Raw genomic sequence first — 18,060 nt, forward strand, 5'->3', positions numbered from 1 at the left:
GAAACGCAGACCGTGGGAAGCCGACGGTGTGACAAAAGTCAATGTAATCGACGCGGTTCATGCGATGAACCAGCGTACTGAACCAAGAAACTGGTGGCGCAGCCGCCGATCGAAATGACCGCCCGATAGACGGACGAACGTAAACAAGGAAACGCGAAATGACCGACGTTAAGACCCAGATCGACGAAACCGTCAAAAGCAACGATGTGGTGCTGTACATGAAGGGCACCAAAGAAATGCCGCAGTGCGGATTTTCATCTCGGGTGGCCGGTGTTCTGAACTATATGGGTGTCGAATACACCGACGTGAACGTTCTGGCGGACGAGGAAATCCGTCAAGGCATCAAGGACTATTCGGACTGGCCGACCGTGCCTCAACTCTACGTCAAAGGCGAATTTGTGGGTGGTTGTGATATCATCACGGAAATGACCCTGTCAGGAGAGCTGGACACGCTGTTCGATGAAAACGGTGTCGCCTACAACAAAGAAGCCGCCGACAAAATCCGCGAGGCAAACGCCTGATCAGCCGCTCAGCGGCTGACACAGTCTTTCAAAATATCGGTTTCGCCGGTGGCTCCGGCCGCCGCGAAACTGACCATCGCGTTCCAGCCTTTCGACCGCAGGGTATACGTCCCCTGCCCGTTCACCGACTCGTAGCGGATACCCGAGCCGCTCTGGACCTGGCGCAACGCAATCAACTGACCATCGACGATCATCGCCGCAGCCCCTTCGCCGTCGGAGGGGTTGAAGTATGTCACGGGCAGCTCAACGCCATTTTCGCAGGTGAAGGTCACAGATAGGATGTCAATCTGTGCCAATGCCGGACCCGAGACCGCCCCGACCAACGCCGCCAGGCACAAACTCCGCAAATGTGTCATCTCGCGTTCTTCTCTTCGATCACCGAGGCCAGCGCCTCGGCTCGTGCCGCCATCTCTGCAAGTGTGTCGGTAACCGAGGGCGGGACAACGGCCACTTCGATCCGTTCTGGTTCTGGCGCGGGCGCACTGCGCATACGCTCCAATTCGCCTTCAACTTCGGCCAGCTTCGCCTCGAGTGTTTTGATGCGATCCTCGGTGGCCGCTGCTTTGTCGGCCAGCATCAGCCCTGCCATCAATAACATCCGCGACTCGGGCATACGGCCAATCTGGTCGGCCATCACCTGGGCCTCATCGTCCAGCATCTTCGCGGCTGCGTGCAGAAACGGTTCCTCGCCGTCCTGGCAGGAAACCTCAAATCCGCGCCCGCCAATATGAATGGTAACCTCGGGCATTACTCTACCTCTCCTTCGGCCAGGTTGGCGTGGGTCAGCAAAGGCTCAAGCCGCGCCAGAACCGCATGAGCTTCGGCCGCGTCGGTGGCGCGGGCGGCCCGGGTGGCCTCCAACTCGGCCACGGTTGCCTTGTTCAGAAGCTCGGCATCGGGAACGCCGTCCTCAGCAGCCTTGCGCAACTCGTCGACCGCTTCGCGCAATTGGTCATTTGCCTTGCGCAAGCGCTGCAGGTCATCATCAAGCCGCGACATGGCTGCGCCGTGGCTGGCGCGTTCGGCCCGCAGCATTTCCAGTTCGGCATTCAATTCGGGGATACGCTCTGAATCCTCCAGCTGCCGCCGCAATTCGGAGATCTCGGCCTTCAGCGCTGCAACTTCGTCCTGATTTTCCAGCGCGGCCTTGGCTTCGGACAGTTCGGCACGCGCGGCCTCGACGGTGGCCAGTTTGGCATTGGACTCGCCCAACTGGGCGCGCAAAGCGTCGATTTCCTGATCATGCCGCTCTTTCAGAGACTTCAGGCGCTCTTCCAATTGCGCATTGGCCAGCTTTTCCTCATCCAGGGCGGCGCGCAATTGTCCATCTTCGCTGCCCGCGACCGGACCCGCCGATTGCAACGCCTCGATCCCGGTGCCAATCCGATCCATCGCGGCCATGATGCGTCGCTGTAAGTCTTCGATCTGGCTCATTGCCCCTGTCACCTCTTTACCAAGGTTCGTTCTGTTTTTCCGATGGCCGAATCAATACGGCTCGTACCGGTACTTAGTCTAACGGAATGTTCGCCAAAATACCCACTCTTTGCTTTCAAAGGCTTGAGCAACACTCTTGAAGCGATGGCAATGCGCCGCGCCGGGTTCCGCTTGCACTTTGGGGGGTGGATGGTATTCAGCCCGCAATCTGCCGTAATCCAAAGGAACAACACCCGTGGACCTGACTGCGCTGCGCAATGCCAACCCTGAACACTGGGCGAAGGCTGCGGCCATTCGCACCCTGACCCTTGATGCTGTCGCCGCCGCCAATTCCGGCCATTCCGGAATGCCGATGGGCATGGCCGACGTCGCGACCGTGTTGTTTGAAAAACACCTGAAATTCGACGCCTCGGCCCCAAACTGGCCCGACCGCGACCGGTTCATCCTGTCGGCCGGCCATGGCTCGATGCTGATCTATTCCCTGCTCTACCTGACGGGCTACAGCGCAGTTACTCTGGACGAGATCAAGAACTTCCGCCAACTGGGCGCGAAGACCGCCGGCCACCCGGAAAACTTCCTGATTGATGGTGTTGAAACCACCACCGGTCCTCTTGGGCAAGGAATTGCTAACGCCGTCGGTTTTGCGATGGCCGAAGAAATCCAGCGGGCCCATTACGGCAAAAAGGTTGTCGACCACTACACCTATGTGATCGCCGGTGACGGCTGCCTGATGGAAGGTGTCAGCCAGGAGGCCATCACCCTGGCCGGTCGGCACGAGCTCAGCAAGCTGATCGTGTTCTGGGACAACAACAACATCACCATCGACGGCACCGTGGACATTGCCGACCGCACTGATCAGGTGCGCCGGTTCGCCGCTTCGGGCTGGCATGTGATCGAGATTGACGGCCACGACCCCAAGGCCATCGATGCGGCGATTGTGCAGGCAAAAGCGTCGAAGAAACCGACCATGATCGCCTGCGAAAGCCACATCGCGCTGGGGCATGCCGCGCAGGATACCTCGAAAGGTCACGGCGCATTGACGGATGCCGAACAGCTGCAGGCCGCCAAGGATGCATATGGCTGGCCGCACGGACCGTTCGAAATTCCGACCAAGGTGAAATCCGCGTGGGAAGCAATCGGCGCGCGTGGCGCAATGGAACGGAAAGCGTGGGAAGAACGTTTTGCCCAACTGTCCGAGCGAAAGCAGGCCGAGTTCAACCGCGCCTACGCGTTCGAGGCGCCGAAAAAGCTGGCTGGCGCCATCCGTGCCTTCAAAAAGCAGGTTTCCGAGGATCAACCCAAGCTGGCCACCCGCGCCTCGTCGGAAAAGGTGCTGAACGTCGTCAACCCGATCATGACCGAGACGGTCGGCGGTTCGGCGGACCTGACCGGGTCGAACAACACCAAATCAGCCGATATGGGCGTGTTCCTGCCGGAAAACCGCAAGGGCCGCTATATCCACTACGGCATCCGTGAACACGGCATGGCCGCGGCGATGAACGGCATGGCGCTGCATGGCGGCATCCGCCCCTATGGCGGCACCTTCATGGCCTTCACCGACTATGCGCGTCCGTCGATGCGTCTGGCCGCTCTGATGAAGATCCCCAGCGTTTTCGTGATGACCCATGACTCGATCGGTTTGGGCGAAGACGGCCCGACGCACCAACCGGTCGAGCATCTGGCGATCTCGCGCGCGACGCCGAACACCTATGTGTTCCGCCCCGCCGACACCGTCGAGACCGCCGAGGCCTGGGAACTGGCGCTGACCTTCAAGGACAGCCCCTCGGTTCTGTCGCTGACCCGTCAGGGCGTTCCGACCTTGCGCACTCAGCACAAGGCCAAGAACCTGACCGCCCAGGGCGCCTATGTTCTGGCCGAGGCCGAGGGCAAGCGTCAGGCGATCCTGATCGCCACCGGGTCCGAGGTGTCGCTGGCCATGGAGGCCAAGGCGATGCTCGAGGCCGAAGGGATCGGCACCCGCGTCGTTTCGATGCCCTGCATGGAGCTGTTCGCCGAGCAGGACGAAGCCTATCGCAAGAAGGTCCTGCCCGCCGGCCCCGTCCGCGTCGGTATCGAGGCCGCCGTCCGTGCCGGCGGCTGGGACCGCTGGCTGCTGGGCGAGCGTGGCCGCGAGGCCAAGGCCGGTTTCATCGGCATGTCGAGCTTTGGCGCGTCCGCTCCCGCAGGCGAACTGTACAAGCATTTCGGCATCACCGCCGAGGCGACGGTTGCCAAGGTCAAGGAATTGCTGGGCTGATCCAGCCGATCCGAGCAATCAAAGGGCGGCCATCGTGCCGCCCTTTTCTTTTGGGCCTCAATGGTCGGCTGTCTGCTCTGCCTTTTTGGGCCACAGCGGTGCGATGACCTTGGTCGCCAACGGGATCAGAACGAACCCCCAGGCCAGCCCGAACACACCGTCCATCGCAGCCTTGCTGATCCACTCCACCGCGCCAGCCCATTGATCGGACACGGCATGACCGGCCGCATAGGCCCAATCGTGGATGTGGTGCCCCAGCCAGCCAAAGCCCAGCACCTCGAGCCCATGGATCATGATCGAGCCGCCGACCCACAGCATCGCCGCCGTACCCACGACTGACAGGGTCTTCATGACCTTTGGCATCGCCTTGACCAGCCCGCGGCCCAGCCCGCGGCCAATCGGTGTCGGCGCGTTCTTGGCGAGATAAAGCCCGACATCGTCCATTTTTACGATCAACGCGACCGAGCCATAGACGGCAACCGTGACACCGATCCCCACAACCGCCAGCGTCGCCGCCTGCATCCAGACATTCGGCGCCTCGATGGCAGAAAGAGCGATGGTCATGATTTCGGCGGACAGGATGAAATCGGTCTTGATCGCGCCCTTGATCTTCTGCTCCTCCAGATGACCCGGATCGCGCACGCTCATGTCTTCTTCGATCACGTGGCTGCCATGCGGGAACAGCACGTGAAAAATCTTCTCGGCGCCCTCGAAACACAGGTATGACCCGCCGATCATCAGCAAGGGCGTTATCAGCCACGGCGCGAAGTTCGCCAGCAACAGCGCCACAGGCAGCAGCAGAATGACCTTGTTGAACATCGACCCGCGCGCGATGCGCCAGATGATCGGCAACTCGCGCGCTGGAGCAAACCCTTGGACGTATTTCGGCGTAACGGCCGCGTCATCGATGATCACACCGGCGGTCTTGGCCCCCGCCTTGCCGGCAGCCGCCGCAACATCGTCGACCGAGGCCGCCGCCACCTTGGCGATTCCCGCCACATCGTCCAACAGGGCCAGCAAACCGCTCATGCCGCATCCTTTCCGTTCATCCGTCGCACTTTGGACCCTAACCGATCCGACAGCTAGCGCAAGCGTTAGCGCAACCACACCAAGTTTGCGCTAACACATTGCAAATATGGTATTTTCCATCTTTTTAGATGGACCGATCATCGCTATATCGCCCGGAACACAAGCGGATTTGGAGACGTCACATGACCATCAAGGTCGGCATCAATGGTTTTGGCCGCATCGGCCGCTGTACCCTGTCGCACATCGCCGCGTCAGGCCGCAACGATATCGAAGTGATCAAGGTCAACGCGACGGGACCGCTTGAAACCTCGGCGCATCTGCTGAAATACGACAGCATCCACGGCCGCTTTCCACGCGATGTCTCGATCAGCGGCAACACGATGGACCTGGGTCGCGGGCCGATGCAGATGTTCTCGACCTACGACATGAACGAGCTGGACTGGGAAGGCTGTGACGTCGTTCTGGAATGCACCGGCAAGTTCAACGACGGGCTGAAGGCGAAAACACACCTTGAACGTGGCGCTCAAAAGGTTCTGCTGTCGGCTCCGGGCAAGAACGTGGACAAAACGATCGTGTTCGGCGTCAACCACAACAGCCTGACCGCCAACGACAGGATGGTGTCGAATGGCTCGTGCACCACGAATTGCCTTGCCCCGCTTGCCAAGGTTCTGGACGAAGGCATCGGCATCGAAAACGGCATCATGACCACGATCCACGCCTATACCGGCGACCAGCCCACGCTGGATCGCCGCCACAGCGACCTGTACCGCGCCCGCGCCGCCGCCATGTCGATGATCCCCACCAGCACCGGTGCCGCCAAGGCGCTGGGCGAGGTTCTGCCGAACCTCAAGGGGCGCCTGGACGGTTCGGCCATTCGCGTGCCCACGCCGAACGTGTCCGCCGTCGACCTGACCTTCCGCGCCGCGCGCGAAGTGACCGTCGACGAAGTCAACGCCATCGTCGCCGAGGCTGCCAAGGGGCCGATGCAGCGCGTCCTGGGCTATGAACCCGCCCCCCTGGTGTCGACCGATTTCAACCACACCGAGGAAAGCTCGATCTTCGCGCCCGACCAGACCCGCGTCGTGGACGGCCGTATGGTTCGCGTGCTGGCGTGGTACGACAACGAATGGGGCTTCTCAGTACGCATGGCCGATGTGGCCGTCGCCATGGGACGGCTTAACTGATCTCATCAAGACCGCTTGAACCGCGTCGCCCGCTCAGGTTATCTGGGCGGGCTTTTTTGTTCGGAGCAGCAATGACAAACCAAATCGCGATCTGGCTGGGAGTCCTCATCCTTGGTGGTCTGATGCTGGATTTCGCGCTGTTTGGAACCGAGCACCTCCTGTTCCTCGGCAAGAAGTTCTACGACTTTCTCGACTGGGTCGCGTTCTGGCGCTGACAGAGGTTTTGCTTGACATTTTCGCCTGACTGCCTTTGTTAGCGCTAACTGATTTCAATCGCGGCTTAGCGGCCATTCAGACGGAGCGCGACATGACACTCAAACTTGCAATCAACGGATTTGGACGGATCGGGCGCGGTGTCCTGCGCGGCCTGATGGAAAGCGGTCGTACGGATGTGCAGATCGTCGCGATCAACGACCTCGCCAAGCCTGAAATGAATGCGCATTTGTTTGAGTTCGACAGCGTGCATGGCCGCTACACCAAGCCGGTCACCCTGACCGAGGCCGGGCTGGACGTAGGCGCCGGCCCGATCCGGTTGACCAGCGAGCGCGACCCCGAGGCGCTTGATTGGTCGGACGTCGACGTGGTTCTGGAATGCACCGGCGTGTTCCGCACGCGCGAAGCTGCATCTCGCCATTTCAAGAACGGCGCGAAAAAGGTTCTGATCTCGGCGCCGGCGCGCGGGGATGGCGAGGTTAAAACCGTGGTGTTCGGCGTGAACGACCACGAGCTGACCGCCGCCGACACCGTGGTTTCCAACGCATCCTGCACCACCAACTGCCTGTCGCCGGTCGCTGCCGCGCTGGATGCTGGCCTGGGTATTGTGCACGGCAACATGACCACGGTGCACGCCTATACCGCCAGCCAGCCGGTGCATGACACCGCCGGCAAGGACCCGTACCTGTCGCGCGCGGCGGCGCTGTCGATGATCCCGACCACCACCGGCGCGGCCTCGGCCGTGGGGCTGGTTCTACCGCAACTGCAGGGCAAGCTGACCGGTCAAGCGATCCGGGTTCCCACCCCCAACGTCTCGGTCGTCGATCTCGTGGTCGAGGTATCGCGCCCCACCACCGAAGACGAGGTCAACGCCCTGTTCACCGAGGCAGCGGCCAAGATCCCGACCGTTCTGGCCGCGGAAACCCGCCCGTTGATCTCGATCGATTTCAACCACGATTCCCACAGCTCGACCGTGTCGCTGGCCGAAACCAAAGTGACCGACGGCACGCTGGTTCGCGTTCTGGCCTGGTACGACAATGAGTGGGGTTTCTCGAACCGGATGCTGGACACCGCTGCCGCGATGGGCGCCCTAGCCTAACCGCTCTTTCAGCGCGATATTGACCTGGGGCGTGACGAATTTCGACACGTCCCCACCCAGCCGGGCGATTTCCTTGACCAGCTTCGAGGCGATCGCCTGGTGTCGAGCTTCGGCCATCAGGAACACGGTCTCGATAGAATCGTCGAGCGCCCGGTTCATCCCAACCATCTGAAATTCATATTCGAAATCGGCAACAGCACGCAGGCCGCGTACGATGATCTGCGCCCCTACGTCCCGGGCGCAGTCTATCAGCAGGTTTTCGAACGGATGCGCAACAATTTCAGTGCCGGTCTGTTCGGTCAGGTAGGCGCATTCCGCCTCAATCATGGCCACCCGCTCTTCGAGCGAGAACAACGGACCCTTGTCGCGGTTGATCGCGACGCCAATCACCAGCTTGTCGACCAGCATGGCTGCCCGGCGGATGATATCTATATGACCCATGGTGATGGGGTCAAAGGTTCCCGGATATAATCCAACCCGCATCGCGCCCTCCTGAGCAATAAAATTTCTGCGCAAGCAAACACAAGTTTTCCGCAGCTGCAAGAGGCCGCAATGTCGTCAGATGGGGCTAGTGCCCCATGATCATGCCCTGCAGGGCATCTTTTTCCATGGCCAGTTCGGACAGTTGCGCTTTTACGACGTCGCCCAGAGTGACGATCCCAATCAGTTTGCCACCTTCGACAATCGGCATGTGGCGGAACCGACCTTCGGTCATGCGAGCGAGAACGTCCTGCACCTTGTCCTGTTGGGTGGCGGTCACCAGTTTCTTGGTCATGTAGGCGCTGACCGGCTGTGTCAGGCACCCGCTGCCACTGGCGGCCAATTCCCGCACGATATCGCGTTCCGAGAGGATGCCGGCTGCGGTTTCGCCATCGTCCTCCGATACGATCACCGTACCAATGCGCTTATCGGCCAGAATCTTTGCCGCCTCGGACACGGTCATCGAAGGCGCCACCGTCACAACCCCGTCCGTCGACTTGGACTTCAGAATGGCCTGTACAAGCATGGGCAATACCTCCGAAATAATTTTCCCGTTTTCCAAAGCGTTGCCCGATTAGATCAACCTGTCAAGCTTGGGCTTCGGCTTCCAGCCGCGCAACTTCGTCGCGAATTCCCCGGCTGAGCGCTTCTGCAAATCGGTTCAACCGTTCGTTGCGTTGATCACCCTGATGGCGAACCAGGTGAAAGCTGCGCGTCAGACTGACTTGATCCGTCAGAATTTTTTTCAGCTGAGGATGGAATGGCAACGTGAAGTCATGCGCGATACACACCCCGGTACCCAGCGAGGCTTGCCGCAACTGTACCGAGACCGAGTTTGATGCAAGTGGGACACGATCAATACCCAGATCGTTGAGATAATCGAGCTCGCGGTCGAAGATCATGTCCGGGATATAACCGATCATGCGGTGACCCTTCAGCTCACCGACCGAGCGAATGGGTCCATGCCGCGAAAGATAGCCGGCTGTTGCCACCATATGCAGCTTGTAGTCGCTGATCTTTTGCACCAGCAGCTTGCCGGCCGTCGGGGCGCTGACGGTGATGGCCATATCCGCCTCGCGGCGCGACAGGTTGATGATCCGCGGCAAGGCCAGGATCTGTATGTCCAGGTCGGGATTCGAGTCGCTGATTTTGGCGCAGACTTGTGGCAGCAGATAGTTGGCGCTTCCGTCCGGAGCACCGATCCGGATTTGACCACTCAGCGACTTGGTCGCGCCTTCCATCGCGCCAGCCGCTGCGCGCATCGCCTCCTCAGCGCCTTGAGCGTGCTCGAACAGTCGCTCTCCGGCGGAGGTCAGTACGTAGCCCTGCGGTGACTTCGTAAAAAGCGGCGCTTTCAGTGCTGCTTCCAACCGGGAAACCCGCCGCCCCACTGTCGCCGGGTCGATCTTTAGTAACCGCCCGGCCGAAGACAGGCTTTCCTCGCGCGCAACCGCCAGGAATACGCGCATGTCATCCCAGTTCGGATCCATCCCCACCCCTGCATTTTTGCAAAACTCTTTTGGGATATTGCCTCTGTTCATGAGATTTATGCAAGCCTATGCTGCGCGCAAATTCAGCGGAGGAGTTTGCGATGCAAGACCTGACCCATTTCATCAACGGCGAATACACGCCCGGCACATCCGGTCGATTTGACGACGTCTACAACCCCGCCACGGGCGAGGTTCAGTACAAATGCCCGATGGCCAGCGCTGCCGAGACGACAGCTGCAATCGAACACGCCGCTGCAGCCCAGCCCGCATGGGGCGCAACCAACCCGCAAAAGCGCGCCCGCGTGATGATGCAGATGGTCCACCTGATGCATCGCGACATGGACAAGCTGGCCGAAGCGCTGAGCCGCGAGCACGGCAAGACCCTGCCCGACGCCAAAGGCGACCTGCAGCGCGGGCTTGAGGTGATCGAATACTGTATCGGCGCCCCGCAGATGCTGAAGGGTGAATTCACCGACAGCGCCGGCCCCGGCATCGACATGTATTCCATGCGCCAGCCGCTGGGCGTTGTCGCCGCCATCATGCCGTTCAACTTCCCGGCCATGATGCCCTTGTGGCATGTCGGCCCTGCACTGGCCTGCGGCAACGCGGTGGTGCTGAAGCCCTCGGAACGTGACCCATCGGTACCGCTGATGCTGGCCGAACTGTTCGTCGAGGCCGGTCTGCCCAAAGGTGTGTTCCAAGTCGTCAACGGCGACAAGGAAGCCGTGGACACCCTGCTGGACAGCGAGATCATTCAGGGTGTGTCCTTCGTCGGCTCGACCCCCATCGCGCAGTACATCTATTCGCGCGCCACGGCGAACGGCAAACGCGCCCAGTGTTTTGGCGGGGCCAAGAACCACATGATCGTCATGCCCGACGCCGATCTGAATCAGGCCGCCGACGCACTGGTGGGCGCCGGTTTCGGCGCTGCCGGCGAACGCTGCATGGCCGTTTCGGTGGCCGTTCCGGTGGGCGAGGAAACCGCTGACGCGCTGATCGAGAAGCTGGTGCCGCGCATCGAGAAGCTGAAGGTAGGTCCCTATACCGCCGGCGACGACGTCGACATGGGGCCGGTCGTGACCGCCGCCGCCAAAGAACGCATCCTGGGCCTGATCAACTCGGGCGTGGAACAGGGCGCGAAACTGGTCGTCGACAACCGCGATTTCAAACTGCAGGGCTATGAAGACGGTTTCTTTGTCGGCCCCCACCTGTTCGACCATGTCACCCCCGACATGGACATCTACAAGCAGGAGATCTTCGGCCCCGTTCTGTCCACCGTCCGCGCCGGATCGTACGAAGAGGCGCTGAAGCTGGCGATGGACCATGAATACGGCAACGGCACCGCGATCTTCACCCGCGACGGCGACACCGCCCGTGATTTCGCCAGCCGGGTCAATATCGGCATGGTTGGTATCAACGTCCCGATCCCGGTACCGCTGGCCTATCACACCTTCGGCGGCTGGAAGAAATCCATGTTCGGAGACCTGAACCAGCACGGCCCCGACAGCTTCAAGTTCTACACTCGCACCAAGACCGTGACGTCGCGCTGGCCATCGGGCATCAAGGAAGGTGGCGAGTTCAACTTCAAAGCGATGGACTAACACCCTGACTTAAAGATCAAAGGCCGCCCAAAATTGGGGCGGCCTTTTTGCCCGCAGGCAAACCCAGTCCGCCAACCGTCACCTTGTGCACCTTTTGCTTGGCAAAAAACTGCGCAAGCCGGACTGCGTTCACGAGAATTTCAGCACCGACCTCTGGCTTCACCTCTCTGCCCGGCATAAATTGGCCGAAAATTCGAGCAGTCAGTCGCCAGGAGGCCATCGTGACAACCAGAATTTCCCGCCGCTCGGCCCTTTTGGGGGTAGCATCCGTATTGGCGTCGCCGACCTTGTTGCGGGCGCAGAGCCAGGACGCCTTCCCTCAAAGCGAGGAGGCGATCAGCACTCAGCTTCCCGTTCGCCGCAACGTATCGTCCTTTTCCAAGCAGGACTGGCAGGATCACTTCGATGAACTGGGCGTGGGCTGCTTGCTGGCTGACATAACCAGCCGGGCGGTGCATTACTGGGGTCCTGACGGTACCTACAAACTGTACCCCAGCTCGGTTCCCATGAGCGAAGAGCTGACCAAACGCGGCTACACCGAAGTCGTGCGCAAAGCGGAAAATCCCAGCTGGACGCCGACCGCATCGATGCGCGAGCGCGATCCCAACCTGCCGATCCGCATGGAAGGTGGAGATCCGGGCAACCCACTTGGCACCCGCGCCATGTACCTGTCCTGGCCGGCTTACCTGGTGCATGGCACACATGACACCCGCAAGATCGGACGCCAAAGTTCATCCGGGTGCATCGGGTTGTACAACCAGCATGTCGAGGAACTGTATCCTCTGGTCCAGATCGGAACAAAAGTCAGACTGCTTTGAAACGACAAAGCCCCGGCCGATCGACCGGGGCTTTGATTTTGTGGCGAGTGTCTTGATTACTCGGGGATCAGAACAGTGTCGACGACGTGGATGACACCGTTGCTGGCTTCGATGTCGGCCTGAACAACATTCGCTCCGTCGACCTTGACGCCGTTCTTGGCATTGACGCTCAGACGTTCGCCCTGAACGGTCAGAACCTTGGCCCGCTTACCAGCGATGTCACCCGACATCACTTTAGCCGGCACAACGTGATAGGTCAGGATGGCGACCAGCTGATCCTTGTTTTCGGGCATCAGCAGCGTCTCGACTGTACCCTCGGGCAGAGCGGCGAACGCTTCATCGGTGGGCGCGAACACCGTGTAGGGGCCTTTGCCCTTCAGCGTGTCCACCAGACCGGCGGCCTGAACAGCGGCAACCAGCGTGTTGAACGACCCGGCCGAAACTGCGGTGTCCACGATGTCTGCGGCTTGGGCTTTCATCGGCAGTGCGAGTGCGACGGCGGCTGCGGCACCCATGAATGTACGACGGAACATGTTTAGTCTCCTCTCCAGCGTGATATGGAAAGGGGTACGCGCGCTTTCAAAAAGCGGATCACGAAAAAATCTGCTTTACCGCTTCTGAACCCAAATACTCTGCGCGCGGCCTTCAGTCAGAAAAGGCAACGCTTCGACGGCATCGGGGCGCGCCTGCTGAAGGTAAAAACCGGGCCAAAGCATTGAAAAAGAACCAGATTGCAGCAAAGCGTGCAGCATGTACTGCTCGCCCCAACCCGGGCAGTCATAGAAAAACCGCTTGGGGTATTCATAGGGCAAAAAAACATCGTGGACATGGATCACGACGCCCGGTTTCAGGTTCGGAATGATGCGGCAGAACAGATGCGCTACGTCATTGCTCATGCGCACGACATGGCTCGAGTCGATGAACAGAACGTCTCCGGCCTCGAGCTGATCGAACACGGATGCGTCGACCTCTTCCAGTCGTTTCTGTTCGAATTGATCAACAACATGCGCGATGTCTGCGCGCGGATACGGGTCGATCGCCGTGATCCGCGTTTCCAAGCCGCCGTCTAGAACAGCTTGCCGGGTCACTCGGGTGGAGTTTCCACATCCGACCTCGACGACGCGTTTCGGCTTGAACCGTCGGATCATCAAGTACAGAGCGTCGGCGTCCGGACTGTCGTAGTACCCGTTGCCGATCCGGTAGCCGGTCTGGTTCCGCTCAGGATCCTTCAAAGCAGCCAGTGCTTCGGCATGGACCGTATATTCTGAGACCAGTTCGGCAATATCGAACCTTTCCATCCCGGGAGACAGGGCATAGGCCGGTCGCGTCAGGCCGCCTGCCCGCTCGAATGCTTCAAGCCGTGCCCGCTCATCCCGCTCGGGGGCCTTGTCGATCAACCGTGTGCCGAACCTGTCCAAGAATGCATTGAGCTTCGGGAATTTCCTGGGTTTCACGACATAAGGCTCCGATTATCTGTCTGGCTTCTGCGGTGCTTACCGTCGGCACACGGGTCAGCGCAAGGTCGATGGCGCCAAAGCCTTGGCAAAAGAGCGGATTCCGTATTCACTGATCCCAAAAGGGAACGGGAGGCCCGCACATGCAGCAGGATTTCACGATCGGCATCGAAGAGGAATACCTGCTTGTCGATCGCGACAGCTTGCAACTGGCGCAGGCGCCCGAGGCATTGATGCAGGCCTGCCAGGCGGATTTTGAAGGCCAGGTCAGCCCGGAATTCCTGCAATGCCAGATCGAGGTTGGAACCCGCCCGCATACGACGGTCAAGTCCGCGCGTGAGGACCTCAGACGGCTGCGGTCCTGTGTCGCCAAGCGCGCCGCCGAGCACAACCTGTCTCCCATCGCTGTATCCTGCCACCCTTTTGCGGATTGGAAAGACCAGCACCACACGCGAAAAGAGCGGTATGACAACCTGCAACACGCGCTGGGGGGTGTCGCCCGGCGCATGCTGATCTGCGGGATGCATGTGCATGTCGGCGTGGACGATCCCGCGCAGCGCGCCGATATCCTGCCGCAACTATGTTATTTTCTGCCCCACCTCCTGGCGCTTTCAACCTCATCACCATTCTGGAACGGACAGGATACCGGGCTGTCCTCGTATCGCCTGACGGTGTTCGACAACCTGCCCCGCACCGGCCTGCCCCCTGTTTTTGGCAGCTGGTCCGAATACGAGCGCACCACCGGTGTCCTGGTCGAATTGGGCGTAATCGAGGATACCTCGAAAATCTGGTGGGACCTTCGACCGTCGCACAGCTATCCGACGCTCGAGACGCGGATCATGGATGTGCAGCCTCGCATGGAACATGCGCTGTCGCTGGCGGCCATGGTGCAGGCACTGACCCGAATGCTCTGCCGTCTGAAAGACCGCAACCTGCGATGGCGGCAATATGATCGGTTCCTGATCGGCGAAAACCGTTGGCGCGCGCAGCGCTACGGCGTGGGCGAAGGTCTGATCGACTTCGGAGACCGCTCGATCAAACCGATGCCCGACCTGATGGGCGAGTTGATGGGCATGCTGGCCGAAGATGCCGAAGCATTGGGCACCATGGCCGAGTTGGCCCGTTTGCGTCAGATTGCCGAGAGCGGCACCTCGGCCACGCGGCAGCGTCGCGTTCACGCCGAAGCGCTGGCCAATGGCAACGATCCAGGCCAGGCCGTGGTCCGACACCTGATTGACGAATTCCACGCTGATCTGTGACTCTCATACCGCATTCAGGATCTGTCTGATCCGGTCGGCCACGGGCTCGTACAGGCTGCGGGCTTTCCAATACCCATTGTGCGAAAACGGATTCCATCCGGTGAGGACATTCCCGACCCGAATAGCCTGATCGGTGATCTCACCCGTCCCGACAAGCTGCCCATAGCTGGGCGCGATCGGTCCGAGGGGAAAGCCAAGAACGTCGTGCTTGTCATAATAGTTCTGCCACCAGTTATGGAATTGCAGGGTCAGTGGCAATTCCTGGTTGGGGCGTTGGATCGGCGTGATGTCCTGTTCGGGATAGGCGAACAGAAAGATCGGGATGTTGCAGCCAAACGTGACCAGCCCGGCCACTGTCTGCATGTCCTCCACCGGAACGCCGTGCTGCGGCAATCCACCGTGGCGCAGATGGCGTTGAAGGTCATAGATGTAGTTCGACATAATGTGCCCACCCAAGGAATGAGCGACTATCAGGATGGGGGCGCGCTCGCCGATCTGAAACCGGACGATGCGTATCACCTGCGCAACTCGTTCATGGATCGCGGTATAGGTCTTGTCGCTGCCGTCGGGGGTCGGGCGATAGGATGCTGCGTCAGACAGGTTGCACACAACGAAACGGCGCGTGCGGTCATAGCCCGTATAGGGGCTTATGCTGTTCAGATAGTCCATCTGCCGGCCCTGCAGGATTTGCGCCCAGATCACCTCGTGCCAGGCAACCTTGCTCATGTCCTGGCCCAACTGCCGCCCCACCCGGTCGTGCAAGTCGCTCGAAAACGTCGGCACCGAGGACGGCTGGTTCGGTCCGACCGACTGGCTGCCCATTCCGTGTATCGCAACCACGGCCATCTTGTAATTCGACATCCACAACTCCGATCAATCACCAAAACGAATGGCTCAGCATAACCGCCTTTTGGCAATCGCCCAAATCCGGCGCATGTGCATCACGGGGTTTGCTCCGCGTGAAAAATTTCTGTAAGGATTGCGCAATAAATAAACAGTCGTTCAATTCACGTCGCCACAAGGGGGAGACCGGCCATGGATTTCGCGCTGACCGAGGAACAGACGGCCATTTTCGATATGGCCTACGCGTTCGGGCAAGAACAGATCGCACCTTTCGCCCGCCAGTGGGAGGCCGAGGGCACCATCCCCAAGGATCTGTGGCCCAAGGTCGGTGAACTGGGCTTTGGCGGACTGTACGTGTCCGAAGAAAGCGGCGGCTCGGGCTTGACCCGTCTCGACGCCACGCTGGTATTTGAGGCACTGTCGATGGCCTGCCCCTCGGTCGCGGCCTTTCTGTCGATCCACAACATGTGCGCCAAGATGTTGGACAGCTTTGCCAGCGATGAATTGAAATCACGCATCATGCCCGACGTTCTCAGCCTGAACACGGTGCTCAGCTATTGTCTGACCGAACCGGGCTCGGGTTCCGACGCGGCGGCGCTCAAGACGCGGGCCGAGCGCACCAACGAGGGCTATACGCTGAACGGCACCAAGGCCTTCATCTCGGGCGGCGGCTATTCCGACGCCTATGTCTGCATGGTTCGCACCGGCGGCGACGGGCCCAAGGGGATCTCGACCGTCTATGTCGAGGACGGCACGCCGGGCCTCAGCTTTGGCGCGCTGGAACAGAAGATGGGCTGGAAAAGCCAGCCCACCGCGCAGGTCCAGTTCGACGACTGCAAGATCCCGGCCGAAAACCTTGTCGGGACCGAGGGCGACGGGTTCAAGTATGCGATGATGGGTCTGGATGGCGGGCGCCTGAACATCGCCTCATGCTCGCTAGGCGCGGCACAGGCGGGGCTGGACATGACGCTGCAATACATGTCCGAGCGCAAGGCCTTCGGTCAGACCATCGACCAGTTCCAAGCCCTGCAGTTCCGGCTGGCCGACATGGAGATCGAACTGCAGGCCGCCCGCACCTTTCTGCGACAGGCGGCATGGAAGCTGGATCAGGGCGCGCCCGACGCCACCAAATTCTGCGCGATGGCCAAGAAATTCGTGACCGAGACCGGATCGAAAGTGGTCGATCAGTGCCTGCAGTTGCATGGCGGTTACGGCTATCTGGCCGATTACGGCATCGAAAAGCTTGTGCGCGATCTGCGCGTGCATCAAATTCTGGAAGGCACGAACGAGATCATGCGCGTGATCGTTGCCCGCCAACTGCTCGCCCATCGCTGAGGTTTCCATGTCCGATATCGACATTCGCACCACGGGCCGCGCCGGCCGGATCACCCTGACCCGGCCCAAGGCGCTGAATGCGCTGAGCTACGAGATGTGCATTGCCATCGACACCGCCCTGCGCAATTGGCGCGAGGATGACGAGGTCGAACTGGTCATCCTTGATGCCGTGGGTGAAAAGGCCTTTTGCGCGGGCGGAGACATCGCCGAGTTGTACGCAACGGGCACCAAGGGCGATTATGCCTATGGGCAGAAATTCTGGCGCGATGAATACCGTCTGAACGCGATGATCTTCGAATATCCCAAGCCGGTGGTCAGCTTCCTGCAAGGCTTTACCATGGGCGGCGGCGTGGGCATCGGCTGTCACGGGACGCACCGGATCGTCGGCGAAAGCTCGAAGATCGCGATGCCCGAATGTTCGATCGGGCTGGTGCCGGATGTGGGTGGGTCGCTGCTGCTGGCGCTGGCGCCGGGGCGGCTGGGCGAATATCTTGGCGTCACCGGCGCGCGCATGGGTCCGGGCGACGCGATCTATGCCGGGTTCGCCGACCACTTCATCCCGCAGGAGCAATGGCCCGACATGATCGAGATGCTCGAGGCCTCGGGCCAAGCCGACCTGCTGGCCGAACACGCCGCCCCTGCCCCGGACCGCACCTTGCCGCAGGACGACATCGACCGTTTCTTCGGTGGTGAAACCCTGGGCGATGTGCTGACCGACCTGCGCAATGGCGACACCGAATTCACCCGCGGCGCGCTCGAGGCGATGGGCCGCAATTCGCCGCTGTCCATGGCCTGCGCTATCGAGATGCTGCACCGCCTGCGCGGCCCCGCCCTGACCATGCGCAAGGCGCTGGAGCTGGAGTACCGCTTCACCTTCCGGTCGATGGAGCACGGCGATTTTCTCGAAGGTATCCGGGCGCAGATCATCGACAAGGACCGCAACCCGAAATGGCAGTTTGCGGACATGAACGTACCGGCCACGGGGGTATCACGGATGCTGATGCCGCTGGGCGCGGACACGCTGACATTCGAGGAGGAGTGAA

21 protein-coding genes are annotated in these 18,060 nt (G+C 60.6%); 10 read left to right on the forward strand and 11 right to left on the reverse strand.

What is annotated here, in order from left to right; all coding sequences use genetic code 11:
• The first annotated feature begins 158 nt into the window (after positions 1-158).
• On the forward strand, positions 159-521 hold the full coding sequence (gene grxD / locus ACR0LD_RS05445) for a Grx4 family monothiol glutaredoxin (protein ID WP_170338767.1): 363 nt from the start codon (positions 159-161) through the stop codon (positions 519-521).
• Positions 522-529: 8 nt separating this feature from the next.
• Here the strand turns inward: grxD and ACR0LD_RS05450 are convergent, their stop codons facing one another.
• From ACR0LD_RS05450 to ACR0LD_RS05460, 3 genes are read right to left on the reverse strand one after another with little or no spacing between them, the layout of a single operon-like run.
• The gene (locus ACR0LD_RS05450; protein WP_480635871.1) at positions 530-877 is read right to left on the reverse strand and encodes an MliC family protein; all 348 of its coding nucleotides are present in this window, start codon (positions 875-877) and stop codon (positions 530-532) included.
• Positions 874-1,269 (reverse strand): cell division protein ZapA, encoded by a 396-nt coding sequence (locus ACR0LD_RS05455; RefSeq protein WP_170339348.1) that lies wholly within the window; start codon positions 1,267-1,269, stop codon positions 874-876. The genes ACR0LD_RS05450 and ACR0LD_RS05455 overlap by 4 nt, the downstream gene beginning before the upstream one ends.
• On the reverse strand, positions 1,269-1,955 hold the full coding sequence (locus ACR0LD_RS05460) for a hypothetical protein (protein WP_170389984.1): 687 nt from the start codon (positions 1,953-1,955) through the stop codon (positions 1,269-1,271). Before ACR0LD_RS05460 ends, ACR0LD_RS05455 begins: the two co-directional genes overlap by 1 nt.
• 235 nt (positions 1,956-2,190) lie before the next feature.
• Between ACR0LD_RS05460 and tkt the strand changes: the two genes are divergently transcribed.
• Positions 2,191-4,212: a transketolase gene (tkt, locus tag ACR0LD_RS05465; RefSeq protein WP_480635873.1), complete on the forward strand. Its 2,022-nt coding sequence runs from the start codon at positions 2,191-2,193 to the stop codon at positions 4,210-4,212.
• Positions 4,213-4,269: 57 nt separating this feature from the next.
• Here tkt and ACR0LD_RS05470 read toward each other — a convergent pair whose 3' ends face one another.
• Entirely contained in the window at positions 4,270-5,241 is a 972-nt protein-coding gene (locus ACR0LD_RS05470) for a DUF808 domain-containing protein (protein ID WP_170439347.1), read from the reverse strand.
• A gap of 182 nt (positions 5,242-5,423) precedes the next feature.
• Here ACR0LD_RS05470 and gap (ACR0LD_RS05475) point away from each other — a divergent pair, with 182 nt between their 5' ends.
• The 3 genes from gap (ACR0LD_RS05475) to gap (ACR0LD_RS05485) all read left to right on the forward strand — a co-directional run bounded on the left by gap (ACR0LD_RS05475) (position 5,424) and on the right by gap (ACR0LD_RS05485) (position 7,737).
• Positions 5,424-6,425: a type I glyceraldehyde-3-phosphate dehydrogenase gene (gene gap / locus ACR0LD_RS05475; protein WP_170339356.1), complete on the forward strand. Its 1,002-nt coding sequence runs from the start codon at positions 5,424-5,426 to the stop codon at positions 6,423-6,425.
• A gap of 71 nt (positions 6,426-6,496) precedes the next feature.
• Positions 6,497-6,640 carry a hypothetical protein gene (locus tag ACR0LD_RS05480; protein WP_170338780.1) on the forward strand — a complete coding sequence of 48 codons (144 nt, stop codon included), beginning with the start codon at positions 6,497-6,499 and terminating at the stop codon, positions 6,638-6,640.
• Between the two features lie 92 nt (positions 6,641-6,732).
• Positions 6,733-7,737: a type I glyceraldehyde-3-phosphate dehydrogenase gene (gap, locus tag ACR0LD_RS05485; RefSeq protein WP_170357677.1), complete on the forward strand. Its 1,005-nt coding sequence runs from the start codon at positions 6,733-6,735 to the stop codon at positions 7,735-7,737.
• On the opposite strand, the gene coaD is transcribed toward gap (ACR0LD_RS05485), so the two are convergent.
• From coaD to ACR0LD_RS05500, 3 genes are all read right to left on the reverse strand, one after another.
• Complete coding sequence (gene coaD / locus ACR0LD_RS05490) at positions 7,729-8,220, reverse strand: pantetheine-phosphate adenylyltransferase (RefSeq protein WP_093961954.1); 492 nt, start codon at positions 8,218-8,220, stop codon at positions 7,729-7,731. The two genes, gap (ACR0LD_RS05485) and coaD, sit on opposite strands and share 9 nt — an antisense overlap.
• An 85-nt stretch (positions 8,221-8,305) precedes the next feature.
• Positions 8,306-8,743, reverse strand: a complete 438-nt coding sequence (locus ACR0LD_RS05495; RefSeq protein ID WP_170523901.1) for a CBS domain-containing protein — start codon at positions 8,741-8,743, stop codon at positions 8,306-8,308.
• Between the two features lie 61 nt (positions 8,744-8,804).
• Entirely contained in the window at positions 8,805-9,707 is a 903-nt protein-coding gene (locus ACR0LD_RS05500) for a LysR family transcriptional regulator (RefSeq protein WP_170419025.1), read from the reverse strand.
• Between the two features lie 101 nt (positions 9,708-9,808).
• Here ACR0LD_RS05500 and ACR0LD_RS05505 point away from each other — a divergent pair, with 101 nt between their 5' ends.
• Complete coding sequence (locus ACR0LD_RS05505) at positions 9,809-11,308, forward strand: CoA-acylating methylmalonate-semialdehyde dehydrogenase (RefSeq protein ID WP_480635877.1); 1,500 nt, start codon at positions 9,809-9,811, stop codon at positions 11,306-11,308.
• A 16-nt stretch (positions 11,309-11,324) separates the two neighbouring features.
• Here the strand turns inward: ACR0LD_RS05505 and ACR0LD_RS05510 are convergent, their stop codons facing one another.
• The gene (locus ACR0LD_RS05510) at positions 11,325-11,528 is read right to left on the reverse strand and encodes a hypothetical protein (RefSeq protein ID WP_480635879.1); all 204 of its coding nucleotides are present in this window, start codon (positions 11,526-11,528) and stop codon (positions 11,325-11,327) included.
• A gap of 1 nt (position 11,529) precedes the next feature.
• Between ACR0LD_RS05510 and ACR0LD_RS05515 the strand changes: the two genes are divergently transcribed.
• Positions 11,530-12,126 (forward strand): L,D-transpeptidase, encoded by a 597-nt coding sequence (locus ACR0LD_RS05515; protein WP_409233613.1) that lies wholly within the window; start codon positions 11,530-11,532, stop codon positions 12,124-12,126.
• 56 nt (positions 12,127-12,182) lie between these two features.
• Here ACR0LD_RS05515 and ACR0LD_RS05520 read toward each other — a convergent pair whose 3' ends face one another.
• Together ACR0LD_RS05520 and ACR0LD_RS05525 are read right to left on the reverse strand one after the other, a co-directional pair.
• The gene (locus ACR0LD_RS05520; RefSeq protein WP_170338788.1) at positions 12,183-12,659 is read right to left on the reverse strand and encodes a fasciclin domain-containing protein; all 477 of its coding nucleotides are present in this window, start codon (positions 12,657-12,659) and stop codon (positions 12,183-12,185) included.
• Positions 12,660-12,734: 75 nt separating this feature from the next.
• Positions 12,735-13,580: a class I SAM-dependent methyltransferase gene (locus tag ACR0LD_RS05525; protein ID WP_480635881.1), complete on the reverse strand. Its 846-nt coding sequence runs from the start codon at positions 13,578-13,580 to the stop codon at positions 12,735-12,737.
• A 143-nt stretch (positions 13,581-13,723) separates the two neighbouring features.
• On the opposite strand from ACR0LD_RS05525, the gene ACR0LD_RS05530 reads away from it, so the two are divergent.
• Positions 13,724-14,839, forward strand: a complete 1,116-nt coding sequence (locus ACR0LD_RS05530; RefSeq protein WP_480635882.1) for a carboxylate-amine ligase — start codon at positions 13,724-13,726, stop codon at positions 14,837-14,839.
• Between the two features lie 3 nt (positions 14,840-14,842).
• Here ACR0LD_RS05530 and ACR0LD_RS05535 read toward each other — a convergent pair whose 3' ends face one another.
• Positions 14,843-15,700: a hypothetical protein gene (locus tag ACR0LD_RS05535; RefSeq protein WP_170432852.1), complete on the reverse strand. Its 858-nt coding sequence runs from the start codon at positions 15,698-15,700 to the stop codon at positions 14,843-14,845.
• Between the two features lie 174 nt (positions 15,701-15,874).
• Here ACR0LD_RS05535 and ACR0LD_RS05540 point away from each other — a divergent pair, with 174 nt between their 5' ends.
• Together ACR0LD_RS05540 and ACR0LD_RS05545 are read left to right on the forward strand one after the other, a co-directional pair.
• Complete coding sequence (locus ACR0LD_RS05540; protein WP_170338796.1) at positions 15,875-17,017, forward strand: acyl-CoA dehydrogenase family protein; 1,143 nt, start codon at positions 15,875-15,877, stop codon at positions 17,015-17,017.
• A 7-nt stretch (positions 17,018-17,024) separates the two neighbouring features.
• The gene (locus ACR0LD_RS05545; RefSeq protein WP_480635884.1) at positions 17,025-18,059 is read left to right on the forward strand and encodes an enoyl-CoA hydratase/isomerase family protein; all 1,035 of its coding nucleotides are present in this window, start codon (positions 17,025-17,027) and stop codon (positions 18,057-18,059) included.
• Position 18,060 lies beyond the last annotated feature (1 nt).

The organism is Ruegeria sp. BF8 (genome assembly GCF_056538625.1).

What these genes read in the sequence shown, in the direction of transcription:
- ACR0LD_RS05540 (WP_170338796.1), top strand. Translation starts at nt 15,875, where the DNA reads ATGGATTTCGCGCTGACCGAGGAACAGACGGCCATTTTCGATATGGCC.
- ACR0LD_RS05530 (WP_480635882.1), top strand. Translation starts at nt 13,724, where the DNA reads ATGCAGCAGGATTTCACGATCGGCATCGAAGAGGAATACCTGCTTGTC.
- gap (WP_170339356.1), top strand. Translation starts at nt 5,424, where the DNA reads ATGACCATCAAGGTCGGCATCAATGGTTTTGGCCGCATCGGCCGCTGT.
- ACR0LD_RS05545 (WP_480635884.1), top strand. Translation starts at nt 17,025, where the DNA reads ATGTCCGATATCGACATTCGCACCACGGGCCGCGCCGGCCGGATCACC.
- coaD (WP_093961954.1), bottom strand. Translation starts at nt 8,220, where the DNA reads ATGCGGGTTGGATTATATCCGGGAACCTTTGACCCCATCACCATGGGT.
- ACR0LD_RS05460 (WP_170389984.1), bottom strand. Translation starts at nt 1,955, where the DNA reads ATGAGCCAGATCGAAGACTTACAGCGACGCATCATGGCCGCGATGGAT.
- ACR0LD_RS05500 (WP_170419025.1), bottom strand. Translation starts at nt 9,707, where the DNA reads ATGGATCCGAACTGGGATGACATGCGCGTATTCCTGGCGGTTGCGCGC.
- ACR0LD_RS05510 (WP_480635879.1), bottom strand. Translation starts at nt 11,528, where the DNA reads ATGGCCTCCTGGCGACTGACTGCTCGAATTTTCGGCCAATTTATGCCG.
- ACR0LD_RS05520 (WP_170338788.1), bottom strand. Translation starts at nt 12,659, where the DNA reads ATGTTCCGTCGTACATTCATGGGTGCCGCAGCCGCCGTCGCACTCGCA.
- ACR0LD_RS05505 (WP_480635877.1), top strand. Translation starts at nt 9,809, where the DNA reads ATGCAAGACCTGACCCATTTCATCAACGGCGAATACACGCCCGGCACA.
- ACR0LD_RS05480 (WP_170338780.1), top strand. Translation starts at nt 6,497, where the DNA reads ATGACAAACCAAATCGCGATCTGGCTGGGAGTCCTCATCCTTGGTGGT.
- gap (WP_170357677.1), top strand. Translation starts at nt 6,733, where the DNA reads ATGACACTCAAACTTGCAATCAACGGATTTGGACGGATCGGGCGCGGT.
- ACR0LD_RS05470 (WP_170439347.1), bottom strand. Translation starts at nt 5,241, where the DNA reads ATGAGCGGTTTGCTGGCCCTGTTGGACGATGTGGCGGGAATCGCCAAG.
- ACR0LD_RS05450 (WP_480635871.1), bottom strand. Translation starts at nt 877, where the DNA reads ATGACACATTTGCGGAGTTTGTGCCTGGCGGCGTTGGTCGGGGCGGTC.
- ACR0LD_RS05535 (WP_170432852.1), bottom strand. Translation starts at nt 15,700, where the DNA reads ATGTCGAATTACAAGATGGCCGTGGTTGCGATACACGGAATGGGCAGC.
- grxD (WP_170338767.1), top strand. Translation starts at nt 159, where the DNA reads ATGACCGACGTTAAGACCCAGATCGACGAAACCGTCAAAAGCAACGAT.
- ACR0LD_RS05455 (WP_170339348.1), bottom strand. Translation starts at nt 1,269, where the DNA reads ATGCCCGAGGTTACCATTCATATTGGCGGGCGCGGATTTGAGGTTTCC.
- ACR0LD_RS05495 (WP_170523901.1), bottom strand. Translation starts at nt 8,743, where the DNA reads ATGCTTGTACAGGCCATTCTGAAGTCCAAGTCGACGGACGGGGTTGTG.